Genomic DNA, 18474 nt, shown 5'->3' on the forward strand with positions numbered 1-18474 from the left:
TATATTTAACACCAAGTAATTGACCTTTATTATTCCCCGTATAAATAAGTCACCCAGCGCAATTATTTTTACTTTCACTTAACTTGCCTAAATTTCTTCCTAAATCATTACCACGCTATTTCAGGCGCTAAAAGAACTGCGCCGAAGATCAAATTGTGAAGGATATCCCAAATTGTAAATAGATTTATTTCACGCTGTAAAAAAAACATGCAATAATAGGTAAAAACCAGATTAAAAACATAAATTCATAATAAATATAACTATTTTAATTAAACCACCAGACTGATTTTTCCCATCGGCCTTTTTACCTCTCGCGAAATGGAGCACTCTTTATGACCATCAAAAGGAAGTCGATATTTATAGTCAGTGGTTTATTAGCCGCCGGATTGACCGGCTGTGACAATAATGATACCCAGATTACTCCGAGTAATCAGGCGGAGCTGGAGAGCAGAAATATTCCCACGCTTACCGTCGACGGGCTGAAATTTAAAGATCTGAATAAAAACGGCCAGCTAGATCCTTATGAAGACTGGCGTCTTGATAGCGCCACCCGCGCCCGCGATCTGACCGCCCGCATGAACGTGGAAGAAAAAGCCGGTGCCATGATGCACGGTACCATTGGCCTCGATGGTGCTGGCCGCGTCGATATTAGCGCCGCCGAAGAAGATGTGAACCAACGCTTCGTCAACACCTTCATTACCCGCATGGCGGGCGATCCACAGCATATTTCCGCCGATAACAATGCGCTGCAGGAAATGGCCGAGAAGTCTCGCCTCGGTATACCGGTAACCATCAGTACCGATCCGCGCAACCACTTCGTTAACGATCCTAATGCCACCAGCGTCGCGGCGGGCAGCTTCTCACAATGGCCAGAACCGCTCGGCTTGGCGGCAATCGATGATACGGCATTATCCAAAACCTTTGGTGACATCGCCCGTCAGGAGTACCGGGCCGTTGGGATCCATATGGCGTTATCACCGCAGGCCGACCTTGCCACCGAACCGCGCTGGGGCCGCATCAACGGTACCTTCGGCGAGGATAACCAACTCGCCAAACGTCAGGTACAAGCTTATATCGAAGGCTTCCAGCATGGTGACAAAGGCCTGACCCAAGATAGCGTCATCACCGTGGTCAAACACTTTGCCGGTGGCGGTCCACAGCTTGGCGGGTTGGATCCGCACAATATCTTTGGCAAAGAGCAGGTCTATCCGGGCGATAATCTGGAATACCACCTGGTACCGTTCGAAGGAGCGTTTGCCGCCAATGTGGCCTCGGTGATGCCCTATTACGGCCAACCGATCAACCTGTGGTACAAGGATCAGCTGATTGAAGAAGTAGGCTTTGGCTTTAACAAGCAGGTGTTGACCGAGATGCTGCGTGGCCGCTTTGGTTTCACCGGCGTAGTGCTGAGTGACTGGGGCATCCTGGAAAGCTGCGAAGGTAAATGCGCCACCGGCATCAGCGATGCCGACATCGCCGCCGGAGTCTCGCCTTGGACTGCAGGGATCGGCATGTCGTGGGGCGTTGAGAACCTCACCCGCCAGGAACGCGTAGTGAAAGCGGTGGAAGCCGGGATCGATCAGTTCGGCGGTACCAGCGATCCTAGCGATCTGATAGAAGCCATCAACCAGCAACAGCTGCCGATCGCCACCATCGACGCTTCCGTCACACGCATTTTACAGCAGAAGTTTGAGCTGGGGCTGTTTGAGAAACCTTACGTGGATGAAGCCAAAGCGGTGAAAATTGTCGGCAATGCGGAGTTCCAGCAGAAAGGGGATGATGCACAGCGCCGTGCGCAGATCCTGTTGCAGAATAATAATTCCCTGCTGCCATTGGCGCTGAGCGGCAAGAAGGTGTTCCTGCATAACGTCAACGCTACCGTGGCGGCACGCTATGGGTTGGAAGTCGTCGCTACGCCGCAAGAGGCGGAGATCGCCATCCTGCGAGTCGATACGCCGCATCAGAACGATCCGCACTACCCGTTTGGCGTTTCTGTCAACTTTGGCCAACTGGGCTTTGACGATGCCGAAACCGTGGTGCTGGATCAGAAAGCGGGCACTTACAGCGGCAGTGAAGACTATCAGTTGATCAAACAGGTGAAGGCGCTCAACATTCCAACGGTGATTTCCGTTTACCTCGATCGTCCGGCGATCCTGACCAACATCGTGGATAAAACCGACGTACTGCTGGCCAACTTTGGCGCATCCGATGAGGCGGTGCTGGATGTGATCACCGGCAAGAGCAAGGCACAGGGTAAGTTACCGTTTGAGCTGCCATCCAGCTGGCAGGCGGTGCTGGATCAGAAAGAGGACGTGGCGCACGATTCTGTCGATCCTCTGTTCCCAATCGGCGCGGGTATTCTGTAATACGGCCCTCTCCTCATCCCTCTTCCCGTGTGGAAGAGGGATGCAGAACGTCACCACTTAAAAACTTTTCACCAGCTTCACTACTCCCGTCGCTTCCTCTACCAGCTTCTCATCGCTCATATCAAATACGCCCTGCACCAGATGCGGCGGCAAATAATCCATGCCGGTCAGGTTGGCGACGGCGTTAAACGGCCGCAGCAGGTCTGCTACCGGATAGCGGTTATACCCTGCCGGTGAATAGGCCTGCGCGTTGCCCCCGGTGCTGACCACCAATTGCAAAGGCTTACCCTGTAATTGGGTACCTTCGCTGCCATAGGCGAAACCGTGGGTTAATACCGCATCCTGCCATTCGCTGAGGATCGCCGGTGAGCTGTACCAATAGAACGGAAACAGCATCACCACTACATCGTGCGCTTGCAGCAGTTCCTGTTCCCGGGCCACGTCAATCTGGTAGTCCGGGTAAACGCGCATCAGTTCATGCACGGTGACGTTAGGTAAAGGACGCAGCGCCTCGATCAGCGCCTTATTGATGCGGGAGTCGTCGGGGAAACGGTGGGCGGCCAACACTAAAATACGCGACATGGGGAAATCCTTGTTTATCGAAAGTAAGCCATTTTTTCATTTCCTCCGTTTCCGGTGTAGTCTGTAAACGGTCACATTAACTTCAACCTAAAGTATCAACCATTATGTCGCTGCCCATTGACGTGCACCGCCTGTTACCGGCGTTTCTCAGCGCCGCTCAGACACAAAACTTCTCCGCCGCTGCACGCCAGCTGGGCGTGACCCCGGCAGCGATCAGCAAAAATATCCGCGTGCTGGAAGAGAAGCTGGCGCTGCGGTTGTTCCAACGCAACACCCACAGCGTGGTGCTGACTGACGAAGGCAAAGCCCTGCTGGAACAGGTAGCACCGCTATGGCAAGCGCTGACCGCCACGCTGGAGCTGGCCGGGGGTGCACAACTCCCTCCAGCCGGTAGCGTGCGCGTCAGCATGATCCCAGGCTTTGGCCGTCAGGTACTGATGCCGCTGATCCCTGAATTTTTACAACGCTATCCGATGATCGATCTGGATCTGTCACTGGATGCCCGGGTGGTGAACCTGGTAGGTGAAGGCTTTGATGTGGGTATCGGTAGCCAGGTCGATCCCGATAGCCGGCTGGTAGCACGCCCGCTCTACCCAATGCAGATGCTATTGGTCGCCGCCCCCGGTTACCTTGCCCAGCATGGCACACCGCAGGTGCCGGAAGATCTGCTGCAACACAGTTGCCTGCTGCACCGCAATCCGGACACCGGGCGTAATGTAAAATGGCCACTGGCACACAAAACGCTGGATCTGCATGGCCGCCTGACGGCCAGCAGCCCGGAGATGTTGCTAGATTCCGCGCTGGCCGGGCTGGGCATCGCTTGCCTGTCGCGCTGGCATGTGGAACAGCATTTTGCCCAAGGAACCTTGTTGCCAGTGCTGCAAGATCACTGGCCTAAACCCACGCAAATCTGGCTTTACTATGCCTCGGCAGATCTGCCGCCGCGGGTGCGCGTCTGGGTCGATTTTTTACTGGCGCATTTTCGCCGCTAATCGGCATGATGCGATCGCAATCACGCTTTAACGATCTTTCGGATAATCGGCATTTTCCATTCAAGCCGCTGATAGCAAGGGTTACAAATATTCCTGTAACGGGTAACTGTACAGCGTTCAAACTGCTCCCCCCATTCTTTGACCCACGTCAAAAAAAGCGGCACCACACCCATATATAGTGCCCATAGAGATTCAATCACCTATATGTAGTAGTTATCCACAATATCATCCACACCCTCCGCAGCCCTTGCGCCCTGCGGTTTTGCCCTGTGGATAAGCCGACGCTCCCCCATGGGGACAGGAGTTACAACGTGAAACCAGTAGTGATTAAACGGGACGGTTGCCAAGTATCTTTTGACGAGATGCTGATCAAGCAGGCCATCGAGCGGGCCGCTTTGGCCGCTGAAGTTGTCGATGCTGACTACTGTGCTACCGTCGCCCGCGTGGTCGCTCAACAGATGGAAAATCGACCGCGTGTCGACATCCACGAAATCCAGCAGGCGGTAGAAAACCAGCTGATGTCTGGCCCGTATAAGCAACTGGCACGTACCTACATCGAATATCGCCACGATCGTGACGTCTCGCGTGAGCTGCGCGGGCGGCTGAACCAGGAAATTCGTGGTCTGGTGGAACAAAGCAACGTCGCGCTGCTCAATGAGAACGCCAATAAAGACAGCAAGGTGATCCCTACCCAGCGCGATCTGCTGGCCGGTATCGTCGCCAAGCACTACGCCAAACAGCATATCCTGCCGCGCGATGTGGTGCTGGCGCATGAGCGCGGCGAAATCCACTATCACGATCTCGACTACTCACCGTTCTTCCCGATGTTCAACTGTATGCTGATAGATCTGAAAGGCATGCTGACCAACGGCTTCAAGATGGGTAACGCCGAGATCGAGCCGCCGAAGTCGATCTCCACCGCCACTGCCGTGACCGCGCAGATCATCGCTCAGGTCGCCAGCCATATTTATGGCGGTACCACCATCAACCGCATTGATGAGATCCTGGCCCCCTTCGTCACCGAGAGCTTCCACAAGCACCAGCAGGTAGCGCAGCAGTGGCAGATCCCAGACGTGGCAGGCTATGCGATGACCCGCACCGAGAAAGAGTGTTACGACGCCTTCCAGTCGCTGGAATATGAAGTCAACACTCTGCATACCGCCAACGGCCAGACGCCGTTTGTCACCTTCGGTTTCGGTTTGGGCACCAGTTGGGAATCGCGCATGATCCAGCAGTCGATCCTGAAAAATCGTATCGCCGGGCTGGGTAAAAATCGTAAAACCGCCGTGTTCCCGAAACTGGTCTTCGCTATCCGCGACGGCCTGAACCACAAGTTTGGTGACGCTAACTACGACATCAAACAGCTGGCGCTGGAATGTGCCAGCAAACGCATGTATCCGGACATTCTCAATTACGATCAGGTGGTCAAGGTCACAGGTTCGTTTAAAACGCCGATGGGTTGCCGCAGCTTCCTCGGCACCTATGAAGAAAACGGCGAGCAGATCCACGATGGCCGCAACAATATCGGCGTGATCAGCCTGAACCTGCCACGTATTGCTCTGGAAGCCCAGGGTAACGAAGACCGCTTCTGGCAGTTGCTGGATGAGCGTCTGCTGCTGGCCAAGAAAGCCCTGATGACCCGCATTGCCCGCCTGGAAGGCATCAAGGCCCGCGTGGCACCGATCCTGTATATGGAAGGAGCCTGCGGCGTGCGGTTGAAAGCCGACGACAATATTGCGGAGATCTTCAAGAACGGTCGCGCCTCGATTTCGTTGGGCTACATCGGCGTGCATGAAACCATCAACGCACTGTTTGGCTCAGAAAAACACGTGTACGACGACGAGCAACTGCGTGCCAAAGCCATCGCCATCGTTGAGCGTCTGAAAAACGCCACCGAAAGCTGGAAGGAAGAAACCGGCTACGGCTTCAGCCTGTACAGCACGCCAAGTGAGAACCTGTGCGATCGCTTCTGCCGCCTGGATACCAGCGAGTTTGGCGTGGTCGCCGGGGTGACTGACAAGGGTTATTACACCAACAGTTTCCACCTCGACGTGGAGAAAAAGGTTAATCCGTACGACAAGCTGGACTTCGAAGCGCCATACCCACCTTTGGCCAACGGTGGTTTTATCTGTTACGGCGAATACCCGAACCTGCAGCACAACCTGAAGGCGCTGGAAGACGTGTGGGATTACAGCTACACCCGCGTGCCTTATTACGGCACCAACACGCCGATCGATGAGTGCTACGAGTGTGGCTACACCGGTGAGTTCTCCTGTACCAGCAAGGGCTTCACCTGCCCGAAATGTGGCAACCACGATTCGGCAAAAGTGTCGGTGACCCGCCGCGTGTGTGGCTATCTGGGCAGCCCGGATGCCCGGCCGTTCAACGCCGGTAAGCAGGAAGAAGTGAAACGCCGGGTGAAACATCTGGGCAATGGGCAGATCGGTTAACTTTAGCTAGTGACCCCTCACCCTAACCCTCTCCCACAGGGAGAGGGGACCGAATGTGCCACAACTTAATTACTGCACTCGTCCTTGGTAACAAGTGAGAGGATGGGGCCAAATACGTCACAGGTGACTTCCATACCTGACTGCCGCACTGTACCTGCTCCTTCTCCCACAGAGAGGGGGGACAGAAAGTGCCACAACTTAATTACTGCACTCGCCCTTGGTAACAATGTTGCAGAGTAACTTCTGCACCTGACCACCGCACCGTACCAGCTCCCTCTCCCCGTGGGAGAGGGTTGGGGTGAGGGGCCATATAAAAGATCGCAATACTATGAATTTTCACCAGTATTATCCTATCGACGTGGTCAACGGCCCCGGCACCCGCTGTACGCTGTTTGTCGCAGGCTGTGTGCACCAATGCCCCGGTTGCTATAACAAAAGCACCTGGCGGCTGAACTCTGGCCTGCCGTTTACCCAGCAGATGGAAGATCAGGTCATAGCCGATCTCAACGACACGCGTATTCCACGCCAAGGGTTGTCGCTGTCCGGTGGCGATCCGCTGCACCCGGCAAACGTCGCCGCCGTGCTGCAGTTGGTCAAACGAGTGCATGCCGAATGTCCCGGCAAAGATATCTGGCTGTGGACCGGCTATAAGCTGGATGAACTGGATAGCGAGCAGATGCAGATCGTCGATCGGATTAACGTGTTGATAGATGGTAAGTTTGTGCAGGATTTAAAAGACCCGGCGCTGATTTGGCGCGGTAGCGCTAACCAGATGGTGCATAAACTGCGTTAATTGGGGAATTTTTCACGCTGATGGGCGACGGCTAAAACCTTTATTACCTCATTCGAAGTGATTTTTTGCTCTGATTTTGGCTTTAAACTCGTCCATCCGTTCTTCAGCTTGCCGGAGAGTAAGATAAGCACTCTCTTCTCCATGTAAGCGAGCAAAGGCTGCATCCACCTTTTCCTTCAACCAGCCTTCGTGTTCACCTACCGTTTTCTGCGCTAACAGTTTGGTCTCGTTCTTCGTGCAAAACTGATTATGGTTTGCCATTTGCAAAGCTCCTATTTACCCGACACTTTGATTCACTAAAGTTAGCTCATTTGTGACTTCAAAATCATCTGAAATGCCTTATTTTCTAGCAAATAAGCCAATTCCATTTCTTTAGATCATCATCTCCCTGTCCCAAATTGTTCATCAGTTCGCCACCTACGCGTCACCTGATTGTCATCTGCCCCCGGCAACATTAGCCCAACTTTGTTACCGAGTGCCGATCATGAATTCTATCGCCGCTTTTTCGCTTTCTCCCCCAACCGAAGTGCCGAGGTATTGGCTATGACGCACTTATCTAGACATCCGACCAGTTACCCCACTCGATATCAGCAGATCGCCGCCCAGCTAGAGCAGGAACTGTCCAATCAATACCGCTGTGGAGATTATCTGCCTTCAGAACAACAGCTTGCCGAGCGTTTTGAGGTCAATCGCCATACGCTGCGCCGCGCCGTAGACGAGCTGGTTGAACGCGGTTGGCTGCAACGCCGCCACGGCATCGGCATTCTGGTGCTGCTACGCCCGTATAACTATCCGCTGCACGCCAACACCCGCTTCAGCCAGAACCTGTTCGAGCAGGGCAGTCATCCCACCAGTGAGCGCTTACTTGCTGTTTTACGCCCGTGTAATGGGCATATCGCCAGCGCGCTCAGCCGCGAAGAGGGGGAAACCATCATCCACCTGCGCACCCTGCGCCGGGTGAACGGCGTTCCTCTCAGCGTGATCGACCACTATCTGCCCGATCTCGACTGGTGGCCCGCCTTACAACAGTTCCGCAGCGGCTCCCTGCATGAGTTTATCCAACAGCAGATCCACCAGCCGCTGACCCGCCGCCAGACCCGCATCAGCGCACGGCGTGCCCAGGCCAAAGAGAGCCGCCTGCTGGAGATCGCCACCCATGCCCCCTTGCTATGCGTGCGCACCCTAAATACCTGTATCGGCAGCGATTTGGTGGCGGAATACTCCGTCAGCCTGGCGCGCGCCGACATGATCGAACTGACGATGGAGCACTGAATGCAATCCTTACAGCAGAGACAACGCTGGATGTCGGTCCTGGCGCATAGCCAACCCGCCCAGCTGCGCAGCCACTGGCAGGCGCTGAGCCTCAACCCAAGCTACCAGCGCCTACGCGCCCCTGAGATTGGCCTGACACAGCTGCTAGGACGGATGGGAGCGACCGGCCGCCGCTTTGTGTTGGGCGATATGACCGTAACCCGCGCCGTGGTGCAGTTGGAAAACGGCGGCCAGGGCTACAGCTACATAACCGGGCGTGACAAGGAACATGCCGAACTCTGTGCGCTGATCGACGCCCTGCTACAACAACCCGCCAACCATGAATTGCTACAGCTTCAACTAATCGAACCCCTGGCCGCACTACAACAGGAGCAGCGCCAACTGCGCGCCCGTGCCGTAGCAGCCAGCCGGGTGGACTTCTTTACGCTGGTGCGAGGGGATTAAGCCATGACGTTATTAGCCGGTTTTGACCAGCCGATTGAGCAATCCCAGTCTGCTTTCCGTTTGATTTTAAAGGCGTTGAGTGAACCTGGCGTGATTGTTGAACTGCCAAATTGCCCGGCATGGGGTGCACTGAACGCCGCCAGCACCGCCGTGATACTGACGCTGGCGGATCAGGAAACCCCGCTCCAGCTCTGTGCCGACCTTAAAAGTGAGCAAGTGCTAACTAACATCCGTTTTCATACCGGTGCTCCGCTGGCGACCCGGCAGAAAGATATCCATCTGGCGGTATGGGATGACCAGTTACAGCCTGCCGAGCTGAGCGCATTGCCACACGGCAATGAAGACTCACCGGAGTTCGGTGCCACGCTGGTAGTGCAGGTTGCAGCATTGGCAGGCAGCCACACACTGCGCCTTTCCGGCCCCGGCATTGAAAAACAACGGGAAATCGCCCCGCCGTTGCCAGCTGCGCTACGGGCTTATCTACTCGAACGGCCTCAGCGCTTCCCGCTAGGTCTGGACATTATCTTGACCTGCGGTGAGCGCCTGATGGCGCTGCCAAGAACCACCCGCGTGGAGGAGTGCTGATGTACGTTGCGGTGAAAGGGGGCGAAAAGGCCATCGAGGCTGCCCATCAACTACAGGAAAATCTGCGCCGGGGTGACGAAGCTGTCCCAGCGCTCAGCGCAGAGCAAATCGGTGAACAACTTGGCTTGGCGGTTGACCGGGTAATGACGGAGGGCGGTATTTACGATCGCCAACTGGCGGCACTCGCCATCAAGCAGGCCAGCGGCGATCTGGTAGAGGCTATTTTCCTGCTGCGCGCCTATCGCACCACCCTGCCGCGCCTGGCCGTCAGCGAACCGCTGGCTAGCGAGAACATGCGGCTGGAGCGGCGCATCTCGGCGGTTTACAAAGACTTGCCCGGCGGGCAGGTGCTTGGCCCGACCTACGACTATACCCACCGCCTGCTGGATTTTACGCTGTTGGCCAACGGTGAAACACCTCCGGCACCACAGGCGGATGAGCCGCTGCCAGAGAGCTGCGCCCACGTGTTCGACCTGCTTAACCAGCAACGGCTGGCGCTGGCAGAAGAAGATGACGGCAGCACTCCGGACGATATTACCCGCAACCCACCGGTTTACCCCTGCTCCCGCTCGGCGCGCTTGCAGCAATTGGTGCGTGGCGATGAGGGCTTTCTGCTTGCATTGAGCTACTCCACCCAGCGCGGCTATGGCCGTAATCATCCGTTCGCCGGAGAGATCCGCAGCGGTTACGTTACCGTGGAGATCGTGCCGGAAGAGTTGGGTTTCGCCATCGATATCGGCGAGATCCTACTGACTGAGTGCGAGATGGTGAACGGTTTTGTCGACCCGCAGGACCGGCCACCGCACTTCACCCGTGGCTATGGGCTGGTGTTTGGCCGCTCGGAACGTAAAGCCATGGCGATGGCACTGGTGGACCGCGCCCTGCAAACCGCCGAGTACGGCGAGGACGTAGCAGGCCCGGCGCAGGACGAAGAGTTTGTGCTGGCGCACGCCGATAATGTGGAGGCCGCCGGTTTTGTCTCCCACCTCAAGCTGCCGCACTACGTCGATTTCCAGGCCGAACTGGAGTTGCTCAAACGCCTGCAGCAGGAATTTGCCGCTCTTCAGGAGAACCGCCATGAGTGAAGTATTGACCGGCTATAACCTCGGTTATCTGGATGAACAAACCAAGCGCATGATCCGCCGCGCCATCCTCAAGGCGGTGGCGATCCCCGGCTATCAGGTGCCGTTTGGTGGCCGTGAGATGCCGATGCCTTATGGCTGGGGCACCGGCGGCATCCAGATCACCGCCAGCATCATTGGCCGCACCGACGTGCTGAAGGTAATCGACCAGGGCGCCGACGACACCACCAACGCGGTCTCCATCCGCCGCTTCTTCCAGCGCGTAGCCGGTGTTGCTACCACCGAGCGCACGCCAGAGGCCACACTGATCCAGACCCGCCACCGTATTCCGGAAACGCCATTGCAGGCGGATCAAATCCTGATTTATCAGGTGCCCATCCCCGAGCCACTGCGCTTTATCGAACCGCGTGAGACCGAGACGCGCAAGATGCACGCGCTGGAAGAGTACGGCGTGATGCAAGTGAAGCTGTATGAAGATATCGCCCGCTACGGCCATATCGCCACCACCTATGCCTATCCGGTGAAGGTTAACGATCGCTATGTGATGGACCCCTCGCCGATCCCTAAATTCGATAACCCGAAGATGCACATGATGCCCGCATTGCAGTTGTTCGGGGCCGGGCGTGAAAAACGCATTTACGCCCTGCCGCCGTTTACCAAGGTGGAAAGCCTGGACTTTGACGACCATCCGTTCAGCGTGCAGCAATGGGAGGAGCCATGCGCCCTATGCGGTTCGCGCCACAGCTATCTGGATGAAGTGGTGCTCGACGACCAAGGCAGCCGGATGTTCGTCTGCTCAGACACCGATTTCTGCCAGCAACAACTCAACCAAGAGGTACCGCACTGATGACTTCCGCTCCATTGAGTGCCACGCCGTTGCTGACGGTCGACAACCTCACCCACCTTTACGCGCCGGGCAAGGGTTTCAGCAACGTGTCATTCGATATCTATCCCGGTGAAGTGCTGGGCATCGTCGGCGAATCCGGCTCGGGTAAAACCACGCTGCTCAAGTCGATCTCTGCCCGGCTGGCCCCGCAACAGGGGCAGATCCTTTACCGCCCACAACCGGGGCAACAACAGGATCTGTACGCCATGGCAGAAAGCGATCGCCGCCGCCTGCTGCGCACCGACTGGGGCGTGGTCCATCAGCATCCGCTCGACGGTCTGCGGCCACAGGTGTCTGCCGGTGGCAACATCGGTGAGCGCCTGATGGCCATCGGCCAGCGTCATTACGGTGATATTCGCCAGCAGGCCAAACAATGGCTGGAAGACGTGGAGATCCCGGTTTCTCGTCTGGATGATCTGCCCACCACCTTCTCCGGCGGTATGCAGCAGCGCTTGCAGATCGCCCGCAATCTGGTGACCCACCCCAAGCTGGTGTTTATGGATGAGCCGACCGGCGGGCTGGACGTTTCCGTGCAGGCGCGCCTGCTGGATCTGCTGCGCAATCTGGTGGTGGAAATGCAGTTGGCGGCGGTGATCGTCACTCACGATCTGGGGGTCGCACGCCTGCTGGCCCACCGTTTGCTGGTGATGAAGGAAGGTGAAGTGGTGGAAAGTGGTCTGACCGATCGGGTGCTAGACGACCCGCACCATCCGTACACCCAACTGCTGGTCTCTTCGGTTCTGTCGTAACACAGGTGAAATCATGACAATTAAAATCCGGGTTGAACACCTGAGTAAGACCTTTGTCCTGCACCAACAGCACGGCACCCGCCTGCCAGTGTTGCAGGATGCCAACCTGACCGTCAGCAGCGGCGAATGCGTGGTGCTGCATGGTCACTCCGGCAGCGGGAAATCCACCCTGCTGCGCTCGCTGTATGCCAACTATCTGCCAGACAGCGGAAAAATCTGGATCCATCACCAAAACGACTGGCTGGAGCTGGTTCAGGCCGAGGCTCGTCAGATCCTGGCTGTGCGCCGCCACACCATCGGCTGGGTCAGCCAGTTTCTACGGGTGATACCGCGTATCAGCGCGCTGGAAGTGGTGATGCAGCCGTTGCTGGAATCCGGCGTTGAGCGTAGCGAATGCCGTGAACGTGCCGAAGCCCTACTTAACCAGCTCAACGTGCCGCAGCGCCTGTGGCAGTTGGCCCCTTCGACCTTCTCCGGTGGTGAGCAACAGCGGGTGAATATCGCCCGTGGCTTTATCAAGGATTACCCCATCCTGCTGCTGGACGAGCCGACCGCCTCCCTCGACAGCCGCAACAGCGCGGCGGTGGTGAACCTGATCGAACAGGCCAAACAGCGTGGCGCAGCCATCGTCGGTATTTTCCACGACGCAGGCACCCGTCAGCAGGTGGCAGACCGTTTACATACCATGCAGGCCCCACAGGTTCTGGAGACGCCATGATTATCAATAACGTCAAGCTGGTGCTGGAACACCAGATCGTTGCAGGTTCACTGGAAATGACCGACGGCGTGATCCGCAGCTTTGCCGATACCCCAAGCCAGTTACCGCAGGCGCTGGATGGCGAAGGCGGTTGGTTGCTGCCCGGGTTGATTGAACTGCATACCGACAATCTGGACAAGTTTTTCACCCCGCGCCCCAACGTGGACTGGCCAGCACATTCGGCCATGAGCAGTCACGACGCGCTGATGGTCGCCAACGGCATCACCACGGTGCTGGATGCGGTGGCGATCGGTGACGTGCGCGACGGCGGGCACCGGCTGGAAAACCTGCAAAAAATGATCGACGCGGTGATCTACAGCCAGCGAGCCGGAGTGAACCGGGCCGAACACCGTCTGCACCTGCGCTGTGAGCTGCCCCATAGCAGCACCCTGCCGCTGTTCGAACAGTTGATGGATAAACCGGGCGTGTCTTTGGTGTCGCTGATGGATCATTCACCGGGTCAGCGGCAGTTCGCCTCGCGTGAGAAATACCGTGAATACTACCAGGGCAAATATCACCTCAATGACCAGCAGATGAGCGAATTTGAGGTGGAGCAGATAGGTCTGTCAGAACGCTGGGCTACGCCAAACCGTGAGGCGATCGCCGCCCACTGCCGGGCGCGTAATATCGCCCTGGCCAGCCACGACGATGCCACCGCCGAACACGTCAGCGAATCCAGTGCGCTGGGCAGTGTAATTGCCGAATTCCCGACCACCGAAGCAGCAGCTCGGGCCTCACATCAGCAAGGTTTGCAGGTGCTGATGGGGGCGCCGAATATTGTGCGCGGGGGTTCACACTCCGGCAACGTGGCGGCACATCATCTGGCGGCTCTTGGCGTGCTGGATATCCTATCTTCCGATTATTACCCGGCCAGCCTGTTGGATGCGGCGTTTCGTCTGGCAAACGACGATCGCAATGCTTTCAGCCTGCCGCAGGCGGTACAGCTGATCACCCGCAACCCGGCACGGGCGTTGGGCTTGCAGGATCGTGGCCTGATCGCCGAGGGGTTGCGCGCAGATCTGGTATTGGCCAAGCCGCACGGCGAGCATATCTACGTGCAAAACGTCTGGCGCCAGGGCAAGCAGGTGTTCTGATGGACTATCTCATCTACCTGATGGGCCCATCCGGAGCAGGCAAGGACAGCCTGCTCGAACGGCTGCGGGCAGCCACCGGTGCCGGGCCGCTGGTGGCGCACCGTTACATCACCCGCCCGGCCAATGCTGGCTGCGAGAACCATATCGCCCTGAGCGAACAGGAGTTTCTCCGCCGCCGTGCCAAAGGGTTGTTCGCCCTGGACTGGCAGGCGCATGAGCACCATTACGCCTTTGGTATTGAGGTCGATCTGTGGTTATTGCAAGGCATCGACGTGGTGGTCAACGGATCCCGCGCTCATCTACCACAGGCGCTACAACGCTACGGTGCCCAACTGCTGCCGGTCTGTTTGCAGGTTTCCCCGGCGGTGCTGCGCCAAAGGCTAGAACAGCGCGGGCGGGAGAACGCGATCCAGATCGAGCAACGGCTGGCGCGGGCGGCCAGCTATCAGCAAACCCTGCCGGTTGGCTGCCACCTGCTGGATAACAATGGCGATCTCGGGCATACCCTTGACGCACTACTGGCCTTAACCGAAAAACAACCACAGGACACTCTGTCATGAGGTGAGCAGTCAAGTTTGAGCACAGTGACGCCCCTCACCCTAGCCCTCTCCCAAAGGGAGAGGGGACAGAACGTGCCACAAATTGACTTCCGAACCTGTATTCAACTCCGTATCGGTTGGGATTGATGGAGAGCTCAATGCACCAAAACGGCACCGTACCAGCTCCCTCTCCCTTTGGGAGGGGACAGAACGCGCCACAAATTCGCTTCCGAACCTGTCTTCAGCTCCGTATCGGTTGGGATTGATGGAGAGCTCAATGCACCAAAACGGCACCGTACCAGCTCCCTCTCCCTTTGGGAGAGGGTTGGGGTGAGGGGAGATCCATACCGTCAACAAGAGGAAACCAACATGCAACTGACCTTTCTTGGTACCGGCGGGGCACAACAGGTGCCCGCCTTTGGCTGCGACTGCTTGGTGTGCCAACGGGCGCGGCGTGAACCGGCGTTCCGGCGGCGGCCATGCAGCGCAATGATCAAATTTCAGGGGGAAACAACGTTACTGGATGCGGGATTGAGCTCATTGGAAAGGCGTTTTGCGGCGGGGGAAATTCAACGTTTTTTACTGACACATTATCACATGGATCACGTTCAGGGGTTATTTCCTTTACGCTGGGGGTGCGGAAATGCGATCCCGGTCTATGGCCCGGCCGATGAACAGGGTTGCGACGACCTGTTCAAACATCCTGGGATTCTGGCGTTCCAACCCCCGCTACCCCCCTTTGAAACGGTGGAATTAGGCGGGCTGCACGTCACGCCGTTGCCGTTGATCCACTCCAAACTCACCCACGGCTATCTGGTCCAGGCCCCAGGCAAAGCCCTAGCCTATCTGACCGACACCGTCGGCCTGCCGCCAGAAACCACACGCTATCTGCAACAGGTCACCCTCGATTTACTGGTGTTGGATTGCAGCCTGCCGCCGCAGCCACAGACGCCGCGTAATCATAACGATCTGCCCCGCGCGCAGGAGATCCAGCAACGCTTGCAGACACGGCGTACGCTGCTGACGCACATCAGCCATCACCTCGATTTATGGTTGATGGCCAACGAACTGCCGCCCGGCATGGAGCTGGCATTCGATAATCTCTGCGTCGAGCTATAAACGGTGCGAGCAGTGCAACTGGTCGGATTCTAAAATCTTGACCCCGCTGCCTGGGCTGAAGGCCTGTGTCAGCAGCGTTTGCGCCACGTCTTTGGCAGCAACGCCCTTCCATTTGCCAGGCAGCAGGCCAAACAACGGCTGGCTGAGTCGCTCCAACAAACGCGGCTCAGCACGGGAACCGAACAACATTGAAGGACGAACCAACGTCAGGCGCGGCCAGTTCTGTGCACGTAGCGCCTGCTCCATCTGCCCTTTGGTGCGGTTATACAGAAATAAGGATTTCGAATTGGCCCCAATTGCGCTCACCACCAGGCAATGCTGCGCGCCAAGGCGCTGCCCGGTAAGGGCCGTTTCAACCACCAACTGATAGTCAACATGGCGGAATGCCTCTGCGCTCCCAGCCTGACTGCGCGTGGTGCCCAGGCAGCAGAATACCGCATCGACCGGCTGTGCCAACTGCGTCAACAACTCGTGCAGATCACCCCCGACCGGGTTATGCAATTTGGCGTGTGGCGGGAGCGCCTTACGCGTAGGGGCAATTACCGAAGTGACCTGCCTATCTGCCAACAGCAGACGCAGCAGTTCACTCCCCACCAGCCCGCTGGCGCCTGTGATCAGTACCCGTGCCATATGTTTTCCTCCTCACCCTCTGTTTACCCAAGGCACAGAACCGCCCGTGGAGACTCTCTAGTTCCTTTACTGCGCCGCCTTCACCTCGGCGACGTACGTCGGTAAATCCCAGGTTCCGCCCGCATGGATTAAACGGCACAGGCCGGTGGTGGCCTCATTACTTTGACGGAACGCCGTGCCATCCCATACCCAACTGGCGGTGGACCAGCAATCGCCCAATCCTCGCCCCTTTTGCCCCATTGAGATTATCCCTTCATCATAGCCAGAGCCGGAATTGGTCACCAATACCGGGGCCTGCTTCAGGGCGCTGTCGATCACCCAATAACCGTAACCTTCGTTATAGGCCGCCCGCCAACACACGGCGGTGATCAGGGCATGGCCATTGCCGAGCGGGGTCAGCGTGATGCCATCCTCGCTTGCACCGTCATTATCCTGTGGGGACTGCATGCGGTCGCAATCATCCGGTTGCAGCGTTGCCAGCAGTTTGGGGGTCAGCGCAGCGATTTCAGGGGCCGTAAGCGGGCGTTCTACCGCCTTGGGCACCTTCACTGCCTGGATCACCGGGGCAGGAATGGCTGCTGGCACGCTGCTTTCCGGCTTGTCGCCTTTTTTAGTCAAAGCACCGGACGTGCCGATACGCCCCTGCACATCGTCCATCTTCAATAAGGTGGCCGAAGCCCCCTCTCCTGACAGCACGAAAGGTGCGGGGCCGCCTTTAAATTCAACCGTGCCACTGCCTTTGATTGCGCCGATCAGTGCCAGAGTCTGGCTTGCTGACAGGTTCCAGTTTCCATACTTGGTCGGTTTGAGCGCACCAGCCGCCTTGCCGTTGATCCACAACGTCAGCTTTGCCACCGCGGCTGCATCACCCTCTTCGTAATCCGCCAAGGTCACTTCCCCCGTTGGGACGGTGCCAGGGCCTGCAATGCGCGTGAGCAGCACCGAACCGTTCGAAGCGCTTGGCTCATCTTCATTAGCGTAGCCCGCCGCGCGACAGGTATTGGTGTTGTCACAAGCCAGCTCCCAGTTCTTATGGCCGAAGGAAACGCCGCTGTCTTGCGCCATCGCAGGAGAAACCAATGCCGCCAGTAGCGATAATGCGGCTATCTCGTTGTTTTTCAATCCATCTATCCTTAATATTCAGCTCGATAATCAACGTGCCCAGTGCAGCTTTTTGCCAAAGCCCAGGGTGTTATCTGTCATCTTCACTTCCTGCAACGCGATCTGCCAAATAGGCGCTTTCATCACCTTGGCCACCGGGAAGCGTTTGCAGTAACGCGTACGGGCCAGTTCCGCCTCGTCCCCGGCCAACAGCGTGATTTCACCCGCGTATTGTACCCCTTTGATCAGCGCAACGGTCTTGGGCTGCGGCGCAATAGTGCCCACTATCCGATTGTTGCGTTGCATCAGTTCGCCGTGGCGAGTGTGCGGCTCGGTCATCAGCCATAGCGCCATGCGCTCGGCATCGAATACGTAAAAGCAGTTGGCGCACCACATCGCCGTGCCATCACCGGCACACAGCGTGAGCACATGCTGCTTACTGAGAAAACGGATAATGTGCAGCCGATCTTCGCTCTGATTCAACGTAAGTTCTCCTTTTCACCTCCGCTATCTTACCCGCAGATTTGAAGGCAGTCACAATTAGCGACAAATTATGCTCAACATAAAAATAGCATATTAATTAGCAATCCATGCATCTTTATGCAAGATAAGCCTGAGCGTAGTAATAACAAATAAAAAACATCCTAGCTCTATTTCTGCTATTACCTGTTTATATTGAAAGCGATTTTCAGGGGTTGGGTTAGCCTAAGCCAAATTTATCCAGTCCGCTGGTTCCATTTGTAGCAATTACTTCACATATACCCTCGCTGCAGAGTTCATAGCTATTCACTCTGGTGCATAGAAAATGAATAGTTAAGTAGAAATCGCTCAATTAACGTGATCTGCATCACTTTATTTCCGTGTTTAGGGGATAAAATAGCGCCAAGTCCGAAACCCATAGGTAAATGGAAAATGGAAAACAACAACAGAAAGATGGCTCACATCCGACGAACTACACATATTATGATGATGGCTCACCGCAGCTGCTTTAGCTTTGCCTTTTTTAACTTCAGATAAACTCCCTCCTCTGCGT

Annotated in this window: 20 protein-coding genes; 15 read left to right on the forward strand and 5 right to left on the reverse strand. The window is 56.6% G+C overall.

Annotated elements, in window-relative coordinates; all coding sequences use genetic code 11:
- The first annotated feature begins 332 nt into the window (after positions 1 to 332).
- Positions 333 to 2366, forward strand: coding sequence for a glycoside hydrolase family 3 N-terminal domain-containing protein (locus ACMV5I_RS08710; protein ID WP_414824146.1), 2034 nt, complete (start codon positions 333 to 335; stop codon positions 2364 to 2366).
- A gap of 57 nt (positions 2367 to 2423) precedes the next feature.
- On the opposite strand, the gene ACMV5I_RS08715 is transcribed toward ACMV5I_RS08710, so the two are convergent.
- Positions 2424 to 2948, reverse strand: coding sequence for an NAD(P)H-dependent oxidoreductase (locus tag ACMV5I_RS08715; RefSeq protein ID WP_414824147.1), 525 nt, complete (start codon positions 2946 to 2948; stop codon positions 2424 to 2426).
- 104 nt (positions 2949 to 3052) lie between these two features.
- On the opposite strand from ACMV5I_RS08715, the gene ACMV5I_RS08720 reads away from it, so the two are divergent.
- The 3 genes from ACMV5I_RS08720 to nrdG all read left to right on the forward strand — a co-directional run bounded on the left by ACMV5I_RS08720 (position 3053) and on the right by nrdG (position 7183).
- On the forward strand, positions 3053 to 3940 hold the full coding sequence (locus tag ACMV5I_RS08720; protein ID WP_202672818.1) for a LysR family transcriptional regulator: 888 nt from the start codon (positions 3053 to 3055) through the stop codon (positions 3938 to 3940).
- 311 nt (positions 3941 to 4251) lie between these two features.
- Positions 4252 to 6390 (forward strand): anaerobic ribonucleoside-triphosphate reductase, encoded by a 2139-nt coding sequence (nrdD, locus tag ACMV5I_RS08725; protein ID WP_121608545.1) that lies wholly within the window; start codon positions 4252 to 4254, stop codon positions 6388 to 6390.
- A 328-nt stretch (positions 6391 to 6718) separates the two neighbouring features.
- A complete protein-coding gene (gene nrdG, locus ACMV5I_RS08730; RefSeq protein ID WP_024483401.1) occupies positions 6719 to 7183 on the forward strand; it encodes an anaerobic ribonucleoside-triphosphate reductase-activating protein in 465 nt (154 codons plus the stop codon).
- 48 nt (positions 7184 to 7231) lie between these two features.
- Here the strand turns inward: nrdG and ACMV5I_RS08735 are convergent, their stop codons facing one another.
- On the reverse strand, positions 7232 to 7444 hold the full coding sequence (locus ACMV5I_RS08735; protein ID WP_121608544.1) for a hypothetical protein: 213 nt from the start codon (positions 7442 to 7444) through the stop codon (positions 7232 to 7234).
- Positions 7445 to 7726: 282 nt separating this feature from the next.
- On the opposite strand from ACMV5I_RS08735, the gene phnF reads away from it, so the two are divergent.
- From phnF to phnP, 10 genes are all read left to right on the forward strand, one after another.
- Positions 7727 to 8455 (forward strand): phosphonate metabolism transcriptional regulator PhnF, encoded by a 729-nt coding sequence (gene phnF / locus ACMV5I_RS08740; RefSeq protein ID WP_414824148.1) that lies wholly within the window; start codon positions 7727 to 7729, stop codon positions 8453 to 8455.
- Positions 8456 to 8899 (forward strand): phosphonate C-P lyase system protein PhnG, encoded by a 444-nt coding sequence (gene phnG, locus ACMV5I_RS08745; protein ID WP_414824149.1) that lies wholly within the window; start codon positions 8456 to 8458, stop codon positions 8897 to 8899.
- A gap of 3 nt (positions 8900 to 8902) precedes the next feature.
- Entirely contained in the window at positions 8903 to 9484 is a 582-nt protein-coding gene (gene phnH / locus ACMV5I_RS08750) for a phosphonate C-P lyase system protein PhnH (protein ID WP_414824150.1), read from the forward strand.
- Positions 9484 to 10569 (forward strand): carbon-phosphorus lyase complex subunit PhnI, encoded by a 1086-nt coding sequence (locus tag ACMV5I_RS08755; protein ID WP_414824151.1) that lies wholly within the window; start codon positions 9484 to 9486, stop codon positions 10567 to 10569. Before phnH ends, ACMV5I_RS08755 begins: the two co-directional genes overlap by 1 nt.
- Positions 10562 to 11413, forward strand: a complete 852-nt coding sequence (locus tag ACMV5I_RS08760; RefSeq protein ID WP_024483395.1) for an alpha-D-ribose 1-methylphosphonate 5-phosphate C-P-lyase PhnJ — start codon at positions 10562 to 10564, stop codon at positions 11411 to 11413. Before ACMV5I_RS08755 ends, ACMV5I_RS08760 begins: the two co-directional genes overlap by 8 nt.
- The gene (gene phnK, locus ACMV5I_RS08765) at positions 11413 to 12201 is read left to right on the forward strand and encodes a phosphonate C-P lyase system protein PhnK (RefSeq protein WP_024483394.1); all 789 of its coding nucleotides are present in this window, start codon (positions 11413 to 11415) and stop codon (positions 12199 to 12201) included. Before ACMV5I_RS08760 ends, phnK begins: the two co-directional genes overlap by 1 nt.
- A 13-nt stretch (positions 12202 to 12214) precedes the next feature.
- The gene (gene phnL, locus ACMV5I_RS08770; RefSeq protein WP_021807493.1) at positions 12215 to 12919 is read left to right on the forward strand and encodes a phosphonate C-P lyase system protein PhnL; all 705 of its coding nucleotides are present in this window, start codon (positions 12215 to 12217) and stop codon (positions 12917 to 12919) included.
- Positions 12916 to 14052 carry an alpha-D-ribose 1-methylphosphonate 5-triphosphate diphosphatase gene (phnM, locus tag ACMV5I_RS08775; RefSeq protein WP_121608537.1) on the forward strand — a complete coding sequence of 379 codons (1137 nt, stop codon included), beginning with the start codon at positions 12916 to 12918 and terminating at the stop codon, positions 14050 to 14052. Before phnL ends, phnM begins: the two co-directional genes overlap by 4 nt.
- Positions 14052 to 14612, forward strand: a complete 561-nt coding sequence (phnN, locus tag ACMV5I_RS08780) for a ribose 1,5-bisphosphokinase (RefSeq protein WP_414824152.1) — start codon at positions 14052 to 14054, stop codon at positions 14610 to 14612. Before phnM ends, phnN begins: the two co-directional genes overlap by 1 nt.
- A gap of 348 nt (positions 14613 to 14960) precedes the next feature.
- The gene (gene phnP / locus ACMV5I_RS08785) at positions 14961 to 15710 is read left to right on the forward strand and encodes a phosphonate metabolism protein PhnP (RefSeq protein ID WP_414824153.1); all 750 of its coding nucleotides are present in this window, start codon (positions 14961 to 14963) and stop codon (positions 15708 to 15710) included.
- On the opposite strand, the gene ACMV5I_RS08790 is transcribed toward phnP, so the two are convergent.
- From ACMV5I_RS08790 to ACMV5I_RS08800, 3 genes are all read right to left on the reverse strand, one after another.
- A complete protein-coding gene (locus ACMV5I_RS08790; protein WP_024483390.1) occupies positions 15705 to 16340 on the reverse strand; it encodes an NAD(P)H-binding protein in 636 nt (211 codons plus the stop codon). The genes phnP and ACMV5I_RS08790 overlap by 6 nt on opposite strands.
- A 66-nt stretch (positions 16341 to 16406) precedes the next feature.
- Positions 16407 to 17462, reverse strand: a complete 1056-nt coding sequence (locus ACMV5I_RS08795) for a DUF1176 domain-containing protein (RefSeq protein WP_414824154.1) — start codon at positions 17460 to 17462, stop codon at positions 16407 to 16409.
- 30 nt (positions 17463 to 17492) lie between these two features.
- Positions 17493 to 17924: a YhbP family protein gene (locus ACMV5I_RS08800; protein WP_174334794.1), complete on the reverse strand. Its 432-nt coding sequence runs from the start codon at positions 17922 to 17924 to the stop codon at positions 17493 to 17495.
- 429 nt (positions 17925 to 18353) lie between these two features.
- Here ACMV5I_RS08800 and speFL point away from each other — a divergent pair, with 429 nt between their 5' ends.
- On the forward strand, positions 18354 to 18458 hold the full coding sequence (gene speFL, locus ACMV5I_RS08805; protein WP_112363015.1) for a leader peptide SpeFL: 105 nt from the start codon (positions 18354 to 18356) through the stop codon (positions 18456 to 18458).
- The last annotated feature ends 16 nt before the right edge of the window (positions 18459 to 18474 follow it).

Source organism: Serratia sp. T13T92, assembly GCF_047530105.1.
Lineage (GTDB): Bacteria > Pseudomonadota > Gammaproteobacteria > Enterobacterales > Enterobacteriaceae > Chania > Chania fonticola.